Origin of the sequence: Micromonospora sp. NPDC047548, assembly GCF_040642975.1 — a bacterium.
Classification (GTDB): domain Bacteria; phylum Actinomycetota; class Actinomycetes; order Mycobacteriales; family Micromonosporaceae; genus Micromonospora.
Window position 1 is genome coordinate 1 of sequence record NZ_JBEYTI010000069.1, and the last position, 17,865, is coordinate 17,865.

Annotated in this window: 15 protein-coding genes; 6 read left to right on the forward strand and 9 right to left on the reverse strand. The window is 67.7% G+C overall.

Annotation, left to right across the window (positions count from 1 at the left end):
* Positions 1 to 254: 254 nt before the first annotated feature.
* Both ABZ807_RS31270 and ABZ807_RS31275 read right to left on the reverse strand, forming a co-directional pair.
* Positions 255 to 998, reverse strand: a complete 744-nt coding sequence (locus ABZ807_RS31270) for a DUF998 domain-containing protein (RefSeq protein ID WP_357166075.1) — start codon at positions 996 to 998, stop codon at positions 255 to 257.
* Between the two features lie 450 nt (positions 999 to 1,448).
* Positions 1,449 to 2,495, reverse strand: coding sequence for an endonuclease/exonuclease/phosphatase family protein (locus ABZ807_RS31275; protein WP_357166078.1), 1,047 nt, complete (start codon positions 2,493 to 2,495; stop codon positions 1,449 to 1,451).
* A gap of 379 nt (positions 2,496 to 2,874) precedes the next feature.
* On the opposite strand from ABZ807_RS31275, the gene ABZ807_RS31280 reads away from it, so the two are divergent.
* Positions 2,875 to 4,212, forward strand: coding sequence for a hypothetical protein (locus ABZ807_RS31280; protein WP_357166081.1), 1,338 nt, complete (start codon positions 2,875 to 2,877; stop codon positions 4,210 to 4,212).
* Between the two features lie 163 nt (positions 4,213 to 4,375).
* Positions 4,376 to 5,749 carry a hypothetical protein gene (locus ABZ807_RS31285; protein WP_357166084.1) on the forward strand — a complete coding sequence of 458 codons (1,374 nt, stop codon included), beginning with the start codon at positions 4,376 to 4,378 and terminating at the stop codon, positions 5,747 to 5,749.
* Here ABZ807_RS31285 and ABZ807_RS31290 read toward each other — a convergent pair.
* From ABZ807_RS31290 to ABZ807_RS31305, 4 genes are all read right to left on the reverse strand, one after another.
* The gene (locus ABZ807_RS31290) at positions 5,737 to 6,090 is read right to left on the reverse strand and encodes a nitroreductase/quinone reductase family protein (RefSeq protein WP_357166087.1); all 354 of its coding nucleotides are present in this window, start codon (positions 6,088 to 6,090) and stop codon (positions 5,737 to 5,739) included. The two genes, ABZ807_RS31285 and ABZ807_RS31290, sit on opposite strands and share 13 nt — an antisense overlap.
* A 190-nt stretch (positions 6,091 to 6,280) precedes the next feature.
* Positions 6,281 to 7,384: a BTAD domain-containing putative transcriptional regulator gene (locus ABZ807_RS31295; protein ID WP_357166090.1), complete on the reverse strand. Its 1,104-nt coding sequence runs from the start codon at positions 7,382 to 7,384 to the stop codon at positions 6,281 to 6,283.
* Positions 7,385 to 7,740: 356 nt separating this feature from the next.
* Entirely contained in the window at positions 7,741 to 10,803 is a 3,063-nt protein-coding gene (locus tag ABZ807_RS31300) for a DUF3427 domain-containing protein (protein ID WP_357166093.1), read from the reverse strand.
* Between the two features lie 334 nt (positions 10,804 to 11,137).
* Complete coding sequence (locus tag ABZ807_RS31305; RefSeq protein ID WP_357166096.1) at positions 11,138 to 11,491, reverse strand: hypothetical protein; 354 nt, start codon at positions 11,489 to 11,491, stop codon at positions 11,138 to 11,140.
* Between the two features lie 76 nt (positions 11,492 to 11,567).
* On the opposite strand from ABZ807_RS31305, the gene ABZ807_RS31310 reads away from it, so the two are divergent.
* Positions 11,568 to 11,939, forward strand: a complete 372-nt coding sequence (locus ABZ807_RS31310) for a hypothetical protein (protein ID WP_357166099.1) — start codon at positions 11,568 to 11,570, stop codon at positions 11,937 to 11,939.
* 397 nt (positions 11,940 to 12,336) lie between these two features.
* Here ABZ807_RS31310 and ABZ807_RS31315 read toward each other — a convergent pair whose 3' ends face one another.
* Positions 12,337 to 12,762, reverse strand: coding sequence for a hypothetical protein (locus tag ABZ807_RS31315; RefSeq protein ID WP_357166102.1), 426 nt, complete (start codon positions 12,760 to 12,762; stop codon positions 12,337 to 12,339).
* 612 nt (positions 12,763 to 13,374) lie between these two features.
* Between ABZ807_RS31315 and ABZ807_RS31320 the strand changes: the two genes are divergently transcribed.
* Together ABZ807_RS31320 and ABZ807_RS31325 are read left to right on the forward strand one after the other, a co-directional pair.
* Entirely contained in the window at positions 13,375 to 15,558 is a 2,184-nt protein-coding gene (locus ABZ807_RS31320) for a tetratricopeptide repeat protein (protein ID WP_357166105.1), read from the forward strand.
* A complete protein-coding gene (locus ABZ807_RS31325; RefSeq protein WP_357166108.1) occupies positions 15,543 to 16,067 on the forward strand; it encodes a helix-turn-helix domain-containing protein in 525 nt (174 codons plus the stop codon). The genes ABZ807_RS31320 and ABZ807_RS31325 overlap by 16 nt, the downstream gene beginning before the upstream one ends.
* 33 nt (positions 16,068 to 16,100) lie before the next feature.
* On the opposite strand, the gene ABZ807_RS31330 is transcribed toward ABZ807_RS31325, so the two are convergent.
* Positions 16,101 to 16,475 carry a hypothetical protein gene (locus tag ABZ807_RS31330; RefSeq protein ID WP_357166111.1) on the reverse strand — a complete coding sequence of 125 codons (375 nt, stop codon included), beginning with the start codon at positions 16,473 to 16,475 and terminating at the stop codon, positions 16,101 to 16,103.
* Positions 16,476 to 16,810: 335 nt separating this feature from the next.
* On the reverse strand, positions 16,811 to 17,128 hold the full coding sequence (locus tag ABZ807_RS31335) for a hypothetical protein (protein ID WP_357166114.1): 318 nt from the start codon (positions 17,126 to 17,128) through the stop codon (positions 16,811 to 16,813).
* A 479-nt stretch (positions 17,129 to 17,607) separates the two neighbouring features.
* On the opposite strand from ABZ807_RS31335, the gene ABZ807_RS31340 reads away from it, so the two are divergent.
* Complete coding sequence (locus tag ABZ807_RS31340) at positions 17,608 to 17,799, forward strand: hypothetical protein (RefSeq protein WP_357166117.1); 192 nt, start codon at positions 17,608 to 17,610, stop codon at positions 17,797 to 17,799.
* The last annotated feature ends 66 nt before the right edge of the window (positions 17,800 to 17,865 follow it).

Below are 17,865 nucleotides of genomic sequence, written 5' to 3' on the forward strand. Positions count from 1 at the left end.
ACCGAGGGCCCCACACCCGCGTCCAGCACTGCCCGATCTCATCGCCTTCACCCGTGTCGCACCAATCAACACTTTTGCGTTGCTGAGATCACCTCACTGAAACGCCGGTGGCTTGGAGCCGACGGGGTTGCAGCATTCCGCGCCGAAACACGGCCGGCCCGTCGGTGCCCTGCCGTTCCGCCCTCGACTGCGTCAACTCGCTGATCTGGCAACGCGGCGCCAACGTGCGGCTCCAAACGCCGCCGATCCAGAGGTCAGGCCGGTTGACGACTTCCCGGCGTGTCGGGCGCCGCCTCGACCGGTGCATCGGTTTGGGTGCGCAACAGCACGATGGCGAGCACCACCATCCACAGCAGGTAAGCCGCGACGTTGATGCGCTCGTACACTCCCTGCCACGGCGTGGGCTCGTTCGTAGCGAGGGCGTCAGCCTGCATCGAGGCCAGTGCGCCGAACGCGAGCAGCGTCAGGATCGTAGCGACGGAGTAGACGCGGAACCGCTTCCCGAGCGCCACGGCACCGAAGGTCATGGCCAGCAGGAAGAGCAACGAGAGCACGATGGTGAGGGTTATGTGCATCGTGTCGCTGAAGGTGCCACCACCCTGGGCGATGACGTCACGCATGTGCATTGGGAAGAAGGGGCCGGCCTGGTCGACGACTCCGGCTATGACCAGCGCCCAGCCGGTGACGCGCAGAGCGCGGTTCCGACCGGCTGACCACAAGACTCCGAACCCGAAGGCGAGCGCAAGCACCCCGCTGACGAACAGGAGCGAAACGACGAGTGGTCGGGAAGGAGCGTCGATGGCGAACAGCTCGCTGATGGTTTGGTCTATCGAGCTGTAGACCTCCCACCGCATCGGTCCCAGCACAAGGGCGACGACATAGAACAGGGAAGAGCCGATCCCGGCGGCGAGCAGCACCCTTCGCAGCGCCCCTGGCGAGCCCTCGGTCGAGATTTCAGGCCGCGGTAGCTCCGGTGCCCGTCCGATCGTGGTCGACATGTTGGCCTCCTCCGAGCCTCAATGCGCGCACCCTCGACCCCCGACCATCCCCCTGTTGGAGGAGCGGAGGTAGGGCCGATCGCCCCCCCCGGGATGGAGGCCCAAGAGGCCCGCTCACAAGTCAAGATCGATCACGAACGCGGCGTGGCGTGATGCGACGCTCGGTTTGCTGAGTTGGCCATCTCTGGGTATGTGTCCCAGTCGATGGATCGACAGCGCCACTCTTTGAACCGGCGAAGGCGCCCTCACATCGGCTACAGAAGCGGACGCCAAGCGGCTTGCCCCCGCTGGGTGGCGAACGTGATGCCCTTCTCCGCCAGGCAGTTCCGCAGCTCGTCCGACACACCGAGGCCAGTGGCTCGCCAGCGTGGAAGAGTTGGGCGCAGCAGAGGCGCATCAGGTCACCACTCCGGGCTGGCGCGTCGGCGCCAGCCCGGAGGAGCGTTCGCGTTACCGCAGGGCCAGCACCGCCAGGTAGCCGAGGTGATCCGATGCCCACCGACCGTCGGGGGTCTGCCGCTCGGCCCCGAAGATGAGGCTCGAGACGGGGACGACCGCCCCCCGGAACAGGACCATGTCGATGCGGTGTTCGACGTCGTCGACGGGTTGGTTCAGGTCATCGCCCAGACCCGCGGTGTAGCCAGGTTCATCCGGATGCAGGATCAGCCACGTGTCTCGCATCCCGCCGGCCACCAGCGCCGCGTAGGCGAGCCGGTTTTCGGCGACGGGCAGGTCGGGGCCCGTGTTGAGGTCACCGGCGAGGATGACGTCACCCGGCGCCGCGGCCAGCGGGCCGGCCAGCAGTTCGTGCGCCTGCAGCACACGGATACCGGCGTGGAAGGCCTCCAGGTGGGTGTTCACGAACCGGAACGGGCGTCGCCCGTGCACCACGTCCACCGCGGTCCAACCGCGGGTGCTGGTCACGGTCCCGTTCGTTGCCGCGAGCGTGAACGTGAGGTTGTTGACGAAGTTGCCGGACGAGGAGTCGGTCACCTTCACCCGGCCGCCGTGGCGCACCAGGATGACGTCGCGCATCGTGAGCCGTACGTCCAGGTGGTGCGGCGCGCCCGCGGGCGCCTCCAGATCGGCCTCGGCCTGTACGACCGCGACGTCGTACGGGTGACCGGAACGGCTCAGCTCACCCATGAGCAGCGCCAGGTAGTCGTACCGGATGTCGGTGGCCGGTGCGGGGTCACCGATCCTGCCCGTGCGCCACAGGGCGACCTCCTGCAGCCCGACCAGATCCGGCTTGTTCTCGGTGATCTCCTGAGCGAGCAGTTTCGCCCGGGCGGGAAAGTCGACCAGGCCGACATGGCTGAACAGCGCGGAGTTCGCGGCCAGAAACGCCTGCGTTGTCGGCGCGCCGATGGACGGCGTCAGATCGCCACCCAGATAGACGTTCCGGGTCATCACGGTGACTTTGGACTGTCCCTGGGCCTGAACGGGCGCGCCGAAGACGCCGAGGCTGACCAGTGCGACGGCGGCTGCGAGGGTCACTCGCGCCGCTCGCCAGCGGGAGATGGGGGGTGTCGGCGGCATCTTCTTCGATCCTCTCTCCCGGCGACCACGCCGGCGTCGGACATGAGATCGATGGACGTGAGATCGATCCGGTGGTGCGGGGTGGGGACGCGCAAGGCGGCGTCGCGACCTGTCGGCGGGACGACGGCCCGAGGCGGTGCGTGCACGGTATCGCCGCGCGGGCGGTCAGGGATAGCCGTGGATATCGGCGGTTCGGCCCCACCCGCCCACCGGTACGGGTACTCGACGGCAACTCCACCGATCGGCCCCCACGGAACCAGCCGAACCAGTCGATGGCTGCGGCGTGTCCTGCGCCGCCGCGCACGGTTGTACCGGGTGGACGCGAAACCCCTTGGCGATGAGAGGCGACCCGGTGGCGGCGACGGACGGGACGGCTTCGGGCTGGCGGGCCCGGTGGGTCACCCGAGAGAACGAGCGGCGGCGCACGGCGTACGAGGCAGCTGTCGAGGCGTGGCGACGACGCGACAACGAGCTACGGCAGTTCTGCGCCCGGGCCGAGGAACCCGAGCAGCGGGCGGAGACGCCGGTGGGGCTGCCGGTGGCCCTCGACCACGACGAGGTCGTGGCGACCGTGCAGTCCGGGGCGGAACTCCTCGAGGTTACGGCTCGACACACCACCGGCCTGCCCGCGCCGGAGCTGACCGTCGTTCCCGTGGAGGACACGGTCCGGTCACCCGGACTGACGAAGGGCATCGCGGTGGTCGACGCCGGCATGGCGGTGGTGACCGACCGGCGGCTGATCCTCGTCGGGCGCCACGGCGTCCGGGAGTGGCCGTACCCGCAGCTCACCGGGGTGGCGCACCATCCGGAGGAGCCGTTCACCCTGCTGCACGAGCACGGCCCGGGCAGGATCCGGGGCGTACGGGTGCCGCCGACCGCCGCGTCCGCCTTCCGGCTGCGACTCACCGTCGCGTACGCCGACGCCGTCGGGGAGCGGGACGCGCTCCTGGACCGGCTCGACGAGGCGGTGGTGGCGCACTGGCGCAGCCAACCGGCGGCACCGGCGCCGGCCACGCCCGCCGAGGCCCCGGCCGCCGCCCGCCTCGCCCGTCCGACGCTGGTCGCCGCCGTCGCGGTGCTGGTGGCCCTGGCGGGGGTCGTGGGCACGGTCCGCTGGTCCACGGCGGACCGGCCGGTGGTCGGGATGGACCTCGGCGACCGCCCCGGCGCGGCCTCGACCGACCCGGATGAACCCTCGTCGTCGACCGCCATCGGCGCGCCGCTCAGCCCCACCGCTCTCACCGCCGGGCCGCGGCCGGACGCCACCACCGCGCCCGGCACGTCCGGCCCCGGTACGGCACCGGGGCCCGGTTCCGGGCCGGCCACCTCGCCCGGATCGGGCCCGACCGATGGTGGCTCACCGACCAGGCCCTCGGGACGGCCGTCGGCCAGCAGCACCGGTGGCGGCAGCCCGAGCCCGTCCACCGGCTCGCCGAGCCCGACCTCGGGGGACCTCTGCGGCGCACCGGAGAACCCGTACGGCTACAACTACTGCGGCGGCTCCTACATCCACGACCCGGCCGCGGACGTCTGCGACTGGTTCGACTGCGTGGATACCTTCTGGAACGGCAGGGGCTACCTGGTGCAGTGCGAGGACGGCCTGGTCAGCATGACCGGCGTACCGCGCGGGCCGTGCGCCGACCACGGCGGCACCCGGCGCCCGGGCTATCTCTGACCGCGGCGGTGGCGCTGGTCGACGCCCGCCTCACGATCATCGGCTGATCCGCTCCGCGCCCGCCAACCCACCCGCCAGAGTGGACGCGAGGGCGTGACCTGTGGCGGCCTCAGGGGTTGTACCGCATGCGACGCCGAAACATCTTCGTGAGAGGTGACCCGAAGTGACGCATGTGGACAGGACCGGTGTGGGTTGGCGTGCCCGGTGGGCCGAGCGGGAGAACGCGCGGCGGCGACGTGCCCACGAGGACGCCGTCGAGGCCTGGTGCCAGCGGGGCGTGGACCTGCAGCGCCTGCGGGCCGCCGCCGAGGACCCTCCGACGATCCGGCCGGCCCTGCCCCTGGACCTGGCATACGACGAAACCGTCGTCGCGGTCCAGCCGTCGACCGAGCTGGTCACCGTGCCGCGTCACGCGGACCTGCCCCACCCCGAACTGTCCGCGATCCCCGTCGCCCACCCGGACACCGCACCCCCGCTGCCCGAGGGCAGCCGGGTGGCCGGCGCCAGCACCGCCGTGGTCACCGACCGCCGCATCGTCCTGGTGAGTCGAAAGAGGACGTACGAGTGGACGTACGCGCAACTGGGCGGTCTGACGCACCACCCGGCGGTGCCGGTCACCTTGTTGCACGGGCCCAACGGTGCGCTGGTGGCCGGCCTCCGGGTGCCCCGGGGTGCCGCGGCCCGCTTCCGGCTGCGACTGACCATGGCGTACGCCGACGCCACCGGGCAGCGTGCCGCCGTCCTCACTCGGCTGAACGCCGCGGTGGTCGCCAGCCGACGGTTACCGCCGGCGGCGCCGGTGCTGGTCAGCGCCGCGCAGGCCCCCGGGTACCACCGCCTCATCCGCCCCGGGGTCGCCGCGGGCGTGGCGCTCGTCGCCACCGCCGCGTTCGCGGCGATGGCCGACTCGGACCCGATCGGCCACCCGCCCACCGTCCTCCCCACCGACGGTGGCGTCGTGGTCACCACCACCCCGGGTGCCGGCACCAGCATCGGTCCGGCGGCCAGCAGCGCCCCGGCCGTCGGTCGGGTCGCGCCAGGTAGGGTCGCTCCCCGCCCGGCGCCCGCTGGCCTGGCTGGCGGCTGGTTCATGCCCCCGCCGGTCGATCGCCGCGCGCCGCTTCCCTCGGACCGGGCCACCACCCCGGTGCCGCAGCCCGGACCGCCCGGGCGGGTGCCCACCCCGGGCACCGTTCCCTCGCCGACCCCGCGTCCGACGGCCCCACCGCCGGCCTCGCCGACTCCGACTCCGACTCCGACCCCGGTGCAGCGGTGCGGGGCGCCCGAGAACCCGCTCGGCTATACCTACTGCGGCGGCTCGCTGATCCACGAGCCGGCCGTTGAGGTGTGCAGCTACTTCGTCTGCGTGGACGGATTCTGGGCGGGTCACGGCTACCTGACGCAGTGCGGCGACGGAACCGTGGGCATGGTGGGCGGCCGGTACGGCCGCTGCCCCGATCGACGGGGCAGGAAGCAGCCGGTTTACCGGATGGCGCTCCACGCTGGCCCCGTCGTGCCGGCGGGTTACCCGAGCTGAACCTGGACGGCGACGTCGCACTTCGGGTATTGCGCCTCCACCTGATCCGCGCCGTACTTGTCGCGGAACATCGCCACGACGTGGTTGACCCGGTCGGCGTCGGTGATCGGTGTGGCGCTCGTGCTCAACGCCGTTCCGTTCGAGGTCACCTGGATCATCGGCGTCCGCCGTACGTTCTTGTACCAGTCGCTGTCCGAGCCGGTTATCGGAACCAGGAACAGGCTCGCTTCTTCCTGCACGAACCACACGGGGTGCGAAATCTGCCGTCCGGTCTTCCGGCCGGTCACGGTGAGCTCGATCTCGCTGGCGCCCTCAAGGGCGTCCCTGACGGCTTCGTTCACGGTGTCCTCCGTCAATGTTGCCCGACATGCTCCCGCTTCCAGGCTATGGACCGTCGCGGGCGCTCGCCCCGGGATCCGAGACACCGGCAGCAACACCCGTCACGGGCACCTCACCGGGCACATCTTTCACGCTCCTTCCACAGTGCTTCCACGGGATGCGGCCACAGTCGACGTCAATCAATTCCGACTGTCACTCCTGGCAGGGCCGCTCGGGCGGCACCCCGAGCGCGTCGAGGAAACCGCGGACCGCCTCGCCCGCGCTCATCGGCGCCCCGGTCGGGTCGAACCCGCGCATGCCGACGTACAACTGCCCGTCCGGGAAATCGCCGCGTACGGCGTGCGCCAGCCGGATCGCGAAGAGGGTCTTGCCGACGCCGGCCGCCCCGCTGACCAGCACCGTCGGGGAGCCGTCTGCTGTGGGGCGCAGGAGCTCCCGGGCGGTGTCCAGCTCGGCGACCCGGCCCACGAACTGCGGCGGGTCGGGTGGGAGCAGGGATGGCCGGACCGGCTTGGCGTGGTCCGCGGGCCTTCGTTGCGACGGCAGGCGGCGGTGCAGGATGTCCCGCTGGAGTTCTTGGAGCTCGGGGGCGTCGAGGCCACGGTCCCGCAACAGGAGCAGCCCGTCCCGGCACACCTCGGCCGCCTCGTCCACCCGCTGCTCCGCGTACAGCGCCAGGGCGAGCAGTCGCCGTACCGCCTCGTCATAGGGGTCGTCGACGAGCGCACCGGAGAGCTGCGCGATCGCCTCGGCGTGCCGGTCGAGCGCGGTGAGGGCCTGCGCGTAGTCGCGGTGCGCCACACGGCGGGTGGCGTCGAGCTGGGCGACCCTCGGCAGGACGAACGGGCGGTCGGCCAGGTCGGCGAAGGCCGGGCCGCGCCAGAGCGCCAGCGCGTTGTGGAGCAGGGCGGCGGCTCGCTCGGTCAGGTCGGGCTCGTCGGCGGAGAGCAGGCGGTGGCCCTCCGCGGACCAGCGCTCGAAGCGGTGGGCGTCGACCGTGTCCTCGGGCACGTCGAGGCGGTAGGCGGCGCCGCTGCCCGAGCCGACGGTGATGATGACCTGCTCTGCTCCTGGCTCCAGGGCGCGACGGAGGTGGGAGACGTGGCTGCGGAGGGTGGTGCGGGCGCCGGGCGGAGGCGATTCGGCCCAGATCAGGTCTACGATCCGGGCCGCTGGGACGGCTGAGCCGGCATCGACGAGCAGGATGGCCAGCAGCTCCACCAGCTTCGGGCCGAGCCGTACGGGTTGGTCGCTCACGGTCGCCCGCACGGGGCCGAGCACGTCGATGCGCAACACTCAGAACTCACGCTCCCATTCGCCCCGCCCGTCTGATCACGGTAGTAGCTGATTCGGTCGCCATCGACGATCTACTGTGGCGTCCCGGATGTCGGTGCACGGGCGGGGCAGCATGGTCACCACCCGCCGAGGACCGTTCACCCTGGCGACGGGTGGATGCACCTGGTGGGGTGCGCCGTTCGTTGTCGGATGCCTGACAGTTCGGCGAGCGCTCGTCGGAGCAGCGCGGGGGTCGCGCCTGCTCCACTCCTACGCGGCCAGGGGTTGGCCCTTGAACAGCACCAGCAGTGGCTTGTGCGGTGCGCGCCGGCCGCGTTGCTGGTGAAGCCGCAGTGAGGTGAGCCGGTCCAGGACGGTCATGCGGCGATGGCCCGGGCGGCGGCATACATGTCGGCGGGCAGCGCGTGCTCCAGCCGCCAGATGATCCGCATCGGCCGGTCCCCGGTGTGCTTCTGGTAGCTCATCGGCCCCGCGTACAGGTACGCCGGGGCGCCCAGGTCACGGTCGGCCACCCGGGTCTCCCGCACGAACAGGTGCACCGTCGACCCCCGCATTTCGTGGTTGATGTACCGCTGCCCGGTCGCCGACGCCGCCGAGGTGGTGCTCTGCGACTCCCACTGGAACAGCGACTCGGTGATCGCCCGGTCGGCGTACATGGTGGTGGGGGAGTAGTGGTGCTCCGACTTGACCAGGGTGACGAAGAACAGGTCCGCCCGTTCAGACTCAAGCCACTTCACGCCCTCGCGCAACGACCCCGGGTTCGGCATCCCGACCGCCGCGCACGCCTCGTTGCGGCTGTACCGGGCGTGCACGTGCAGCGCCCCCACCGGCTTGGTGACCCGGTGGATTCGTTCCCGCAGCACCTCGGCGACCTGCCGCACCTCGACGCAGCGCGCCGGCTCTGCCCAGAGCCGCGCCAGCCGCTCGTCCCGTGAGGTGAGCGGCGCGTTCGGCCCCCACAGGTCGAAGTGCAGCATGTCCCACAGCCGGTCTGTCGGCGGCTGCTCTCCGGTGGCGACGCGGGCCAGCAGGTCTAGCCGGTCGACGTCGTCGAGGTGCAGCATCCGCCCGATGGCACGCCCCAGCTCCTGGTCGTCCGCCCCGGGCGGCGGGGCCGCCAGGCCGGCGAGCCGCCGTAGCCCGGTCCACCCACCGACCGACTTGTTCCGGTAGATGTCCTCGACCTCAAGGCCGGTCTCCCGCAGGAACTCGGCCAGGCTGACATCCCCGAGCTGCCGCAGCTCCGCGACCAGGCCCTTCTTCGACGTCGGCATGGCCGACCGCAGGTTCTCGAGCACGATGTCCTTGGCGACGCGGTCGAGTTGGACGTGGCACCCACTGGGCAGCGTCGGGAAGTCCTGCTCGACAGCCTCCTTGATCGCCCTCCGGCTGACCCCGGTCAGCGCCCGCCACCGCAGGTCGAAGCGGAAGTTGGCGTGCTGCCCGCCGATGAAGTCGAGCACTGTCAGGCACGGCTTGTCGTCGTCGAGACGAAGCCCACGGCCGAGCTGTTGAAGGAAGATGGTCGCGCTCTCGGTGGGCCGCAGCATGAGGATCGTGTCGACCATCGGCAGGTCGACACCCTCGTTGAACAGGTCGACCGTGAACAGCACCCGCAGCTTGCCGGCCTTGAACTCCCGCAGCAGGCCGTCCCGAGCCGCACGGTCCGCCCGGGAGGTCACCGCCGCCGACGGTACGCCGTGCCGAGTGAACCAATCCGCCATGAACTCGGCATGCCCGATGCTCACGCAGAACCCGAGCACCCGCATCCGGTCCACGTCGACCGTGTCCCGCACCGCCTTCAGCACCATCCGCGCCCGCGCGTCGTTGCCGGTGTAGAGGCCGTCCAGCTCCGCCGGGTCGTACCCCTGCCCGCGCTTCCACCGCAGGTGCGACAGGTCCACGTCGTCGTGCACCCCGAAGTACTGGAACGGCGCCAGCAACTGCCGTTCCAGCGCGTCCCACAGGTGCAGCTCCACGGCAGCGCGGCCGTCGAACCACCGACGCACGTCACCGCCGTCGGCCCGGTCAGGGGTCGCCGTCAGCCCCAGGAGTACGCGCGGTGTCAGCCGCTCCAGCAGCCGGGCGTACGTCGGCGCCTCCGCGTGATGGAACTCGTCGACGATCACCATGTCGTACGCCTCGGGGTCGATCTCCCGCCGGTGCAGCGACTGGATCGAGGCGAAGACGTGCCGCCAGTGGGTCGGCTCCCTGCCGCCGACCAGCATCTCGCCGAAGCTGCCGTCGCCCATGACTTGGCGGAACGTCGACATGCTCTGCTTGAGGATCTGCTCCTGGTGGGCGACGAAGAGCAGCGAGTCGACCTGTCCCGCGCGGTGCAGCCGCCGGTAGTCCAGCGCCGCGACCACCGTCTTGCCGGTGCCGGTCGCCATCACCACGAGGTTGCGATGCCGGCCGTGCACCTGCCGCTCCGCGTCCAGGTCGGCCAGGATCTCCGCCTGATACGGGTACGGCCGCACATCCAGGTTCGCGATCTGCGTCGGTGCCTCGTCACGGCGCTCGCCGCTGAGCGCCTGCCTGAGCCGCTCGGCGTCCCTCGTGGCGTCGTAGTCCTCGAACGCAGGGTCGTTCCAGTAGTCCTCGAAGGTGGCGGTGAAGGTGTCGATGACATGCGGCTGCTCGATGTTCGAGATCCGGACGTTCCACTCCACCCCGTCGACCAGCGCCGTCTTCGACAGGTTCGACGAGCCGACGTACGCGGTGGTGGTGCCGTTGCCCCGGCGGAACAGCCACGCCTTGGCGTGCAGCCGCGTCGTCCTGGTCTCGTAGGAGACCTTGATGTCGGCGCCCAGTTCGGCGAGCCGGTCCAGCGCCCGCTGATCGGTCGCGCCCATGTATGTCGTGGTGATGACGCGGAGCCGGCCGCCGCGGTGGATCAGGTCGCGGATGGCGGGCTCGACGATGCGCAGGCCATGCCACTTGATGAAGGCGCAGAGCAACTCGACGTGCTCTGCCGAGGCCATTTCGTGGGTGACCTCGTGGCCGATGCGCGGCTGGTGGCGGCCGTTGACCAGCAGCGCGCCGGTGGAGAGCGGGGTGGTGGGGCGCTGCGGGAAGGTCGGCTTCGCCGGTGGGGTGGGTGGGGCGGCGATGGCGTGCAGGAGGTTCTTGGCGTCAGCGACGTGGTCACTGCGGCTGGCGGCGCTGGGGTCCAGTTCCGAGATGGCGGTGGCCAGGCGGTTGGCCAGCTCGACCTGGCGGTGGAGTTTGTCGCCGCCGCCGGGGACGGCTTGCAGGGCGCGACTCACCAGGGCGGCTAGGTGACGGGTCAGGAACTCCTGGGAGTCGGCGGGGTCGAGGGGGCGGTGCTGAATCACGGCGGGGTCGAGGCGGTGAAGCTGGTTGGCGAGTTGGTGAGTGATCAGGTGCTCGTAGATGCCCCGCTCAAGATCCGTCACCAGGGCCAAGGTAGCTGCCTTCTACGTGTGGCGCTGCCCCTGCTCGGACGGACTGTCGGGTCCCCGACAGTCCCCTTTCTGTCGCGGCGAATTTGCTGCTGCTGCCGGTACTGGGCAACCTGCGCTCCGGCGCGATCTGAGGCGTTGTGGTCCACTCGCCGCTCGGAGCTGGCAAGTCGACCTTGGTGGTCTGCGCTGCCATTGAACTGGCCGCAGCCGGCGAGTCGCTCATCATCATCGCGCATCCGTAGCCTGCTTTTTGTTGTCTTCACACACATGATCATCAGGGCGGCTGCACCCACCTCACCCGCCCCACCCACAGCGTCCACCCTGGTCAGACACCTAATGGCGGCTGTCGTACTAGGGTCTTCCAATCGGACGACGTCACCTTGATCTCTGAATTCGCTGCGGCGACCTTCGAGCGCCACTCGCGTGCTTCCGCCAAGAGCTCCGCTTCCTGTCCGCTGCACAGGCAACGGCGGATGCCCAGCTCGTCATCAGAGCCGCTGAACACCGCCAGGAGGTAGGCGTTGGCGGCAGCAACGGGGGTTGGCTCACCCTTTCCTGCATCGAGCGTCTTCACCACCGCCCATCCGGCCGGTACACCCAGGCAGGCTGTGACGGCGATTGCAGAGGCGATCAATGCTCGGACGCGCCAGGATCGCAGAGAGGGGGGCGACGCGATCATGGCGCGAGGCTACCCGGATAGATCATGACAGGCTGCCCCGCTCGCGGGCTGCTCGTACGCTTGTACGATGCGGGATGTGCGTGAGCAGGTGTCGCAGTGGTGGAACGGCTCGTGGGGGCGACTGACGCGCCGTGACGTCTGGCTGTCCCGTGAGGTGCGGTGGCATATCGTGGCGCGGTTTGGCGACACCGAGACAGGCAAGATCCTGCGGTGGGAGTTCGCGACCGAGGACGAAGCGCGTTCGATGGTTCAACGGCTCTTGCGGGCCGAGTGCTCCCGGGAGCTCAGCGACCTGATGCGGAACAGGTTCAAGGACGCACCGATTGCCTCCAACTACATCGACGAGATCGAAGCCCTGTCCCGCAGGTGGCCGTCAGCAGTTAGCCCCGGCCAGGTGAAGCAGGACGACCACCGACACCGGGCCGGGGCCGCGACGCATGCCAGGTGACGATCCGAGACGGCTTCCACATGTGCGTGCGCCCGACCGTCATGTCAGGCTCGGGCATCTGACCCCGCTTCCGATAGTTGGTGACCGTCGTCGTCTGAACACCGAGGTACGCCGCCACATCCGAGGTGGTCCACCACTCCGCATCCGGGTCAGGGGTTGCCGTCACACCAACATTCTGCCCGCGCTCAACGTTCAACGCATCCACCAGGGCCGCGTTCGATTGGCGTGGCCGAACCGGGCCGGCTGCCGGCGATGCCGGGTCTCAGGACCTCCGTGACAGAACAGTCTCGGGACCGACGTGACAGGTCCGGCTAGAAGCTGTGGCAAATACTGCTCACACAGCGAGCGCAGAACTGTGGTGACCGTCGGTGCGGCGGTCACCACAGTCAATCGCGGTTCAGTCGCAGCCTTTCCGGGCCGTACGTACGAAGGCCTCCCGCGACATGATCTTCATCGTCTTGCGATCGGCCGGTGCCAACACGTCGTTTGGGCCGATCCGGGCGAAGTCCTCGACAGTGAAATCCACCGAAATGGCGTGATGGCGACTTAACCCGGAGAGGCTGTACTTGACCTCGGGCTTCAGCTCGGTGAGCGGTTTGATCTTCAGGGTGGAGCCTGCTTCTGCCCCAGGGATCTCGTGGGGGCTGTCGACCTTCCAACCATCGGGTGGCTGACCGAATAGGAGGACCTCTACAACCTCGCTGGTCGGATCGCCGTAGACCCCCCATGTAGTCAGCGATCGGTCGTCCGCGTTGTTCCCGTTGTCGTCCTCGTACACGCTGAGCTGGGAGGAGAGGCCGTGGCACGTGACGAGAACGCCCATCGGCTGACCATCACGGACAGCCAAAGCCGCAATCGGCTCGTGGGGCGGGGTGCATGCTGCTAGGAGCCCTAGCAGCAGGATCAGAATTCCTGGAGCGGCCTGTCTGCGCATAGCTGCATCATTCCAACGCGACGTCACGCACCGGTCCCTCAACGGTCACGATCGGGTGATCTACGGGTCCAAGAAGCGGCGATTGGCCATCATGCATCGGCAGTGCGGCCATCTCACTCACCTGGCTCGTCGTGAGTGCCCGCAAGCGTCACGCAGGTCCTGATACCGGTGTGGCACGTAGGTCCCGCGGCGGCCAGTGGCGCGAGCAGCCGGCTGGACGTGAGGCGTGCGCCGATCACGGGCAGCGATAAATGCCCGGCAGAGGCAGCCGGCGGTTAGGCGTTCTGCCAGCTCGCGGGCCTACAGCGCGACACGCGTTGACCGGACATCCTAAGTGGCTGCCCTTGCAGGCGGCAGCATGATGGAGGGATGACTCGGCATCGATGGCGGCTTACCAGCGTCGCACTCGCCCTCCTGGCGCTGGCAGCGGCGGGCGCCGTGACATGGCTGTGGAAGCCGCTCCCTGTGAAGTGGGGTTGGCTGGAACCAGCGAGCTGGGTGATGGCGGTCATCTTCACTCCAGCTGCATTCGTTCTAGCAGTCGTCACATGGCGTCGGCCCCAAAATCCCCCCGAGACGGGGTCAATAGCCGACTTGTCACCACGCCTTCTCCCGGTTTCCTCCTTCAGCGCTGCATGGGCAGGTGTGCATCCGACCATTCGTCTAAAAAGCGCTCAGCGTAGTGGCAGTAAAGACGAGGATGCACAAGAAACGGCCCCGTTATATATCAAACGAGTCATCGATCAGGAACTGAACGACCGGCTCACGAAAGCGCGGCAACGCGGTCAGGGGTTTGTGCTCTTAATTGGGAACTCTTCGGCAGGTAAAACTCGATCTGCCTACGAAGCTGTCGTGAGCATTTTTCCGGACTGGAACGTATTTCTGCCCTCGTCCGCCGAAGATCTTCACTGGCTTACCCGGCAGCAAGTGAAGAAGCCCACGATCGTCTGGTTGGACGAGTTGCAAAGGTTCCTGCCTGGTGGGGGTAGTAGCGGCATAGGCAAGGAAACCTTTCTCGCCCTATGGTCCAAGCGCAAGCCTGTCATCTTTCTGGCGACTATCTGGCCCAACCGATACCAGCACTATCTATCGCCACCTGAGCGGCCCGAGGGTTACGCCGCACAGCGAAAGGATCGCATTGTAGGGACTTTGCACATCGCCGAGCGGATTTATGTTGAGGACAGTTTCACGGCCTCCGAATTGGCCGCCGCACGAGCGCTCGCGAAGAAGGATTATCGGATTAAGGTCGCCCTGCAGGACTCTCACTACGGCGTTACCCAGGTGCTCGCAGGCGCGCCCGAGTTGGTTGCCTCGTGGCAGCATGCCGATTCGTATTCAAAGGCAGTAATCACGGCCGCCGTGGACGTGCGCCGCCTGGGAATCGAGGGCAGCTTAACGCCGGCCCTACTTAAGCGAGCAGCCGGCGTCTACCTCAATGATGAGGAGATCGCTCGGGCTTCGGCGGATTGGTTCGAAAATGTCGTCTCGTACTGCATACAACGGAACCGAGGTGCGACCTCTGTGCTAATTCCCCAACCGGGGGATAAATACGGTAGCGCTGCCAGTTATGAACTGGCAGATTACATCACGTCCTACGGCGCTCGTGTCCGTGAGAATGAGCCGGTCCCGGTAGAACTGTGGGACATTCTGGCAGAGCAGATTCATGATCCGATAGATCTCCAACAGCTCGCTTCCGCCGCAGATGTGCGTGACGTGCGACGCTATGCCGAGCCGATGTACAGGAGATCACTGGCTCTCGGCAACGCTGAATCAGGCTTCTGGCTCGGGTTGATGCTTCATGATCAAGGCCGGAAGAAGGAGGCAGTCGAGGCGCTAAGACAAGCCACGAATATGGGCAGCAAGGATGCAACCGAAGCTTTGCCGATTACGCCCCCGCCGTCGAGGCGATTGAAGTGTTGCGACGCCTCCTCGCGGCAGGGGAAAGCATTGCCGCACTACGATGTGCGCCTAACCATCGCGCGACTCCTAGATGACGAGGGTCGCTGGGACGAGGCTGAGCAAGAGTATCTGCAGGCGATTGCCGAGAAGCGGAAGTATGCAGCTTTTTATTACGCACTCCGCCTTGAGGAACGCGGCAACGTGTCAGAGGCGTTGGATTGGTACCTGCGAGCCATCGATGCGGGTGGTGCGGCTGGGTCAGAACACGCTTGCCGCTTGCTGGTGAAGGATGGGCGGTTTGCTGAAGCCGGGGCGATCTACGAAGCAGCCATGAGCACAGGCGATGAGCGCGCGCCGGATTGGTGGACGAGAATTTTAGTAAAAGCCGATCGTCTAGATGAGGCGCTTGCGCTGGCTAAATCAAGCGGGTCGTACCATCAGATTGGCAAAGCTCTGGCGTTAGCTGACAGGGTTGATGAGGCCTTGGCCGTTTATAAGGAGCAGATCGACCGAGGTGACATCTGGGCGCACTACTACAGCGCGGAACTCCTGGAGTCACGCAATCGCTATGAGGAGGCATTTCCACACTGGATCGAAAGCCTTCCGCTCGGTCCTTATTTTTCGGGGCACGCCATCGCCCGGCAGTTTGCCCGTATCGGTGATCTTGAGTTGGCACTGACGCTACACCGCTACTATTTCGCCAAGGGTGGGCAGGTTCAGCCGGTCGTAGCATTTGATCTTGATGGTTCGGTGGGACAGGATGTTCCGCCGTGCGCGCAATATTGACCTTGGCTGACCGTGAAGAGATATCCCGTGGCCTGGCCGAAGGCCTGGAGTACAAGCAGATCGGGGTCCTGATCGGCCGGAACCCGTCGGTGGTGTCGCGGGAGGTCGCCCGGCACGGTGGCCGGGCCGGGTACCGGGCCGCGGCGGCCGACGCGGCGGCGGCGGTCGCCCGGTGCAGGCCGAAGACGTGGGCGGTCGAGCGGGCGCCTGGCCGTGCGTATGCCCAGGTCACAAGCCGCGCCGTACAGATGAGGCATTGCCCTCCGGAGGCGGGGGCGCAGGTTCGAATCCTGCCGGGGGCACCAGGGTTGACCAGCACGAAAAGGCCCCTGACCAGGCAAAACCCGGTCAGGGGCCTTAGTCATGTGTCTGGCCGTGTCCGGCCGTTAGCGGTCCATGGCGGGTGTCTGTGCCACATGCGAGCCAAAGTTCGGCACGGGGTCAGTCGTGGCCGAGCGCCCTCTCGATGCGCTGCCGGAGAGCTGCGTCGCCGAGGCCCGCGGAGATGACCCGGTTCCTCGCCTGCCATGCGAGAAGCAATGTCACAGGTTCGCGGCAATCACGCACAGGATCACCGCCGGGATCTGGGTGGGAACCAAGACCCACAGCCATCCTAGATCGAGAGGAAATGTCCGCGCTCGTTTCGGCTGACGTTCATCGTAGACGACACGACCATATGACCCACCTGCCCTCGGGGGCAATTTTGGAGTGCCGATCATCTGGAGATTCCCGTGGTGGTCCTTGAATGTGAGGAGATATCCGCGACTCCCATTGGTCCATGTTTCCTCGACCGCAATAGTCTCCGTAACCACACCTCGGCGCTTCAAAATCCAGAGCACCCACGGCCAATAGAGCCCGAACCCGGAAGAGGCTGCGGCCATAGTCAGCAGAATACCCTGGGCAATCAGAGTCCCCATGGAGGCGAGCGTACCGCCATGAACACTGCGCGAGAAGACCGGAGGGATGATGAGTGATTCTCCCCTCTGGGCGAAAATACATCAACTCGACGCCGACATAGCTTCCCCCTGGGTGGGCCACGAAACGGCTAGCAACGTAGGTGGGAGCCACAAAGCGGCGGGGCGTCGACACGGCAAACTTTCCATCCGCCGCCGACGCCCCGCACTTGCTTTACGCGGAATCGCCATTTATGTTCACTGCCCCGGACGAACGTAACGCTGCCGGTAGCTTGATCGGTCAGCGTGAAGCGAAAAGCAACCGTCGCGGAAACGTTGCCATCGCTGCCTATCGTCTCCTAATCGGTGGACTCCACCGTGATTTTGGAATTCACTGCGGCGACCTCGGCACGCCAAGCGCGTGCTTCCGCCAAGAGTTCCGCCTCGCGGTCGTCGCACAAGCAGCGCCGGATACCCAGCTCGTCGTCAGAGCCGTTGAACACCGCCAGGAGGAAAGCGTTGCCGGCAGCAACGGGGGTCGGCTCGCCCCGGTCCAGTTCGGCTGTCTTGACGGCGGCCCACCCAACGGGAACCGCGAGGCACGACGCTAGGACAACGGCGGCGGCCACTGCGGCGCGGAGCCGCCGTGAACGCGAGGCGAGGGACGGCGCGATCATGAGCGGAGACTACCTACCGGATCATGGGCGCGTGGGGCAGCGTCGCCGAGCCTTGCCGGCCGCCTCTGTGCCACATACGTGCCAAAGTTGCTCGCGCTGCTGTGCTTCGGCTGGACCTGGCCCAGCTCAGGGGCAGGATGCAGCCGGGAGGGGCGCATCCCTCGGGAGGTGGGATCCTTAGCCGGTGTGCTGTCGCCGGGGTCCAACTGGCCGAAAATCTGCCCTGTACGGCGTACCTGAGGCCGCTGGGCCGTATGGCCGCCGCCGGAGCTCTCTATGGGCGACCCTGGTGTCGTCTCATCTGTCGTCTCGTTCATGGGCGTTCAAGGCCCGTCGGGACGGACCTTCAGTCGCCCTTCACCTCGGCGAGCGACCAACGACGAACCTAGTCGTATGCAGCCTCATCGAACTTACAAGCGAGGGGTTGCCGGCGGCGGTGATGATCGACGCGGGGCCGCATTGTGCGGCAGGATGGGTCGGTGAACGACGCGCAGGACGCCGACGAGGCCGTCAACCAAGGGTGGTTCTCGGTGCGGTGCATTTTCCAATATGGCAGCGATGCGCCGTTCGTGTATGAGGAACGCATTACGGTGTGGCGGGCCGTGAGCTTCGACGCGGCCATCGCCCTGGCCGAGGCTGAAGCCCACGGCCCCGGCGTTGTTCCGGCTTGAGGCGTTCTGTCCAGGTTAAGGACCGGACGGGGCTGGAGTTGTGGGACGAGCGCGGCTTCTGATGAT

What these genes read in the sequence shown, in the direction of transcription:
- ABZ807_RS31270 (WP_357166075.1), bottom strand. Translation starts at nt 998, where the DNA reads ATGTCGACCACGATCGGACGGGCACCGGAGCTACCGCGGCCTGAAATC.
- ABZ807_RS31280 (WP_357166081.1), top strand. Translation starts at nt 2,875, where the DNA reads ATGAGAGGCGACCCGGTGGCGGCGACGGACGGGACGGCTTCGGGCTGG.
- ABZ807_RS31305 (WP_357166096.1), bottom strand. Translation starts at nt 11,491, where the DNA reads ATGATCGCGTCGCCCCCCTCTCTGCGATCCTGGCGCGTCCGAGCATTG.
- ABZ807_RS31315 (WP_357166102.1), bottom strand. Translation starts at nt 12,762, where the DNA reads ATGGGCGTTCTCGTCACGTGCCACGGCCTCTCCTCCCAGCTCAGCGTG.
- ABZ807_RS31320 (WP_357166105.1), top strand. Translation starts at nt 13,375, where the DNA reads ATGGCGGTCATCTTCACTCCAGCTGCATTCGTTCTAGCAGTCGTCACA.
- ABZ807_RS31330 (WP_357166111.1), bottom strand. Translation starts at nt 16,475, where the DNA reads ATGGGGACTCTGATTGCCCAGGGTATTCTGCTGACTATGGCCGCAGCC.
- ABZ807_RS31335 (WP_357166114.1), bottom strand. Translation starts at nt 17,128, where the DNA reads ATGATCGCGCCGTCCCTCGCCTCGCGTTCACGGCGGCTCCGCGCCGCA.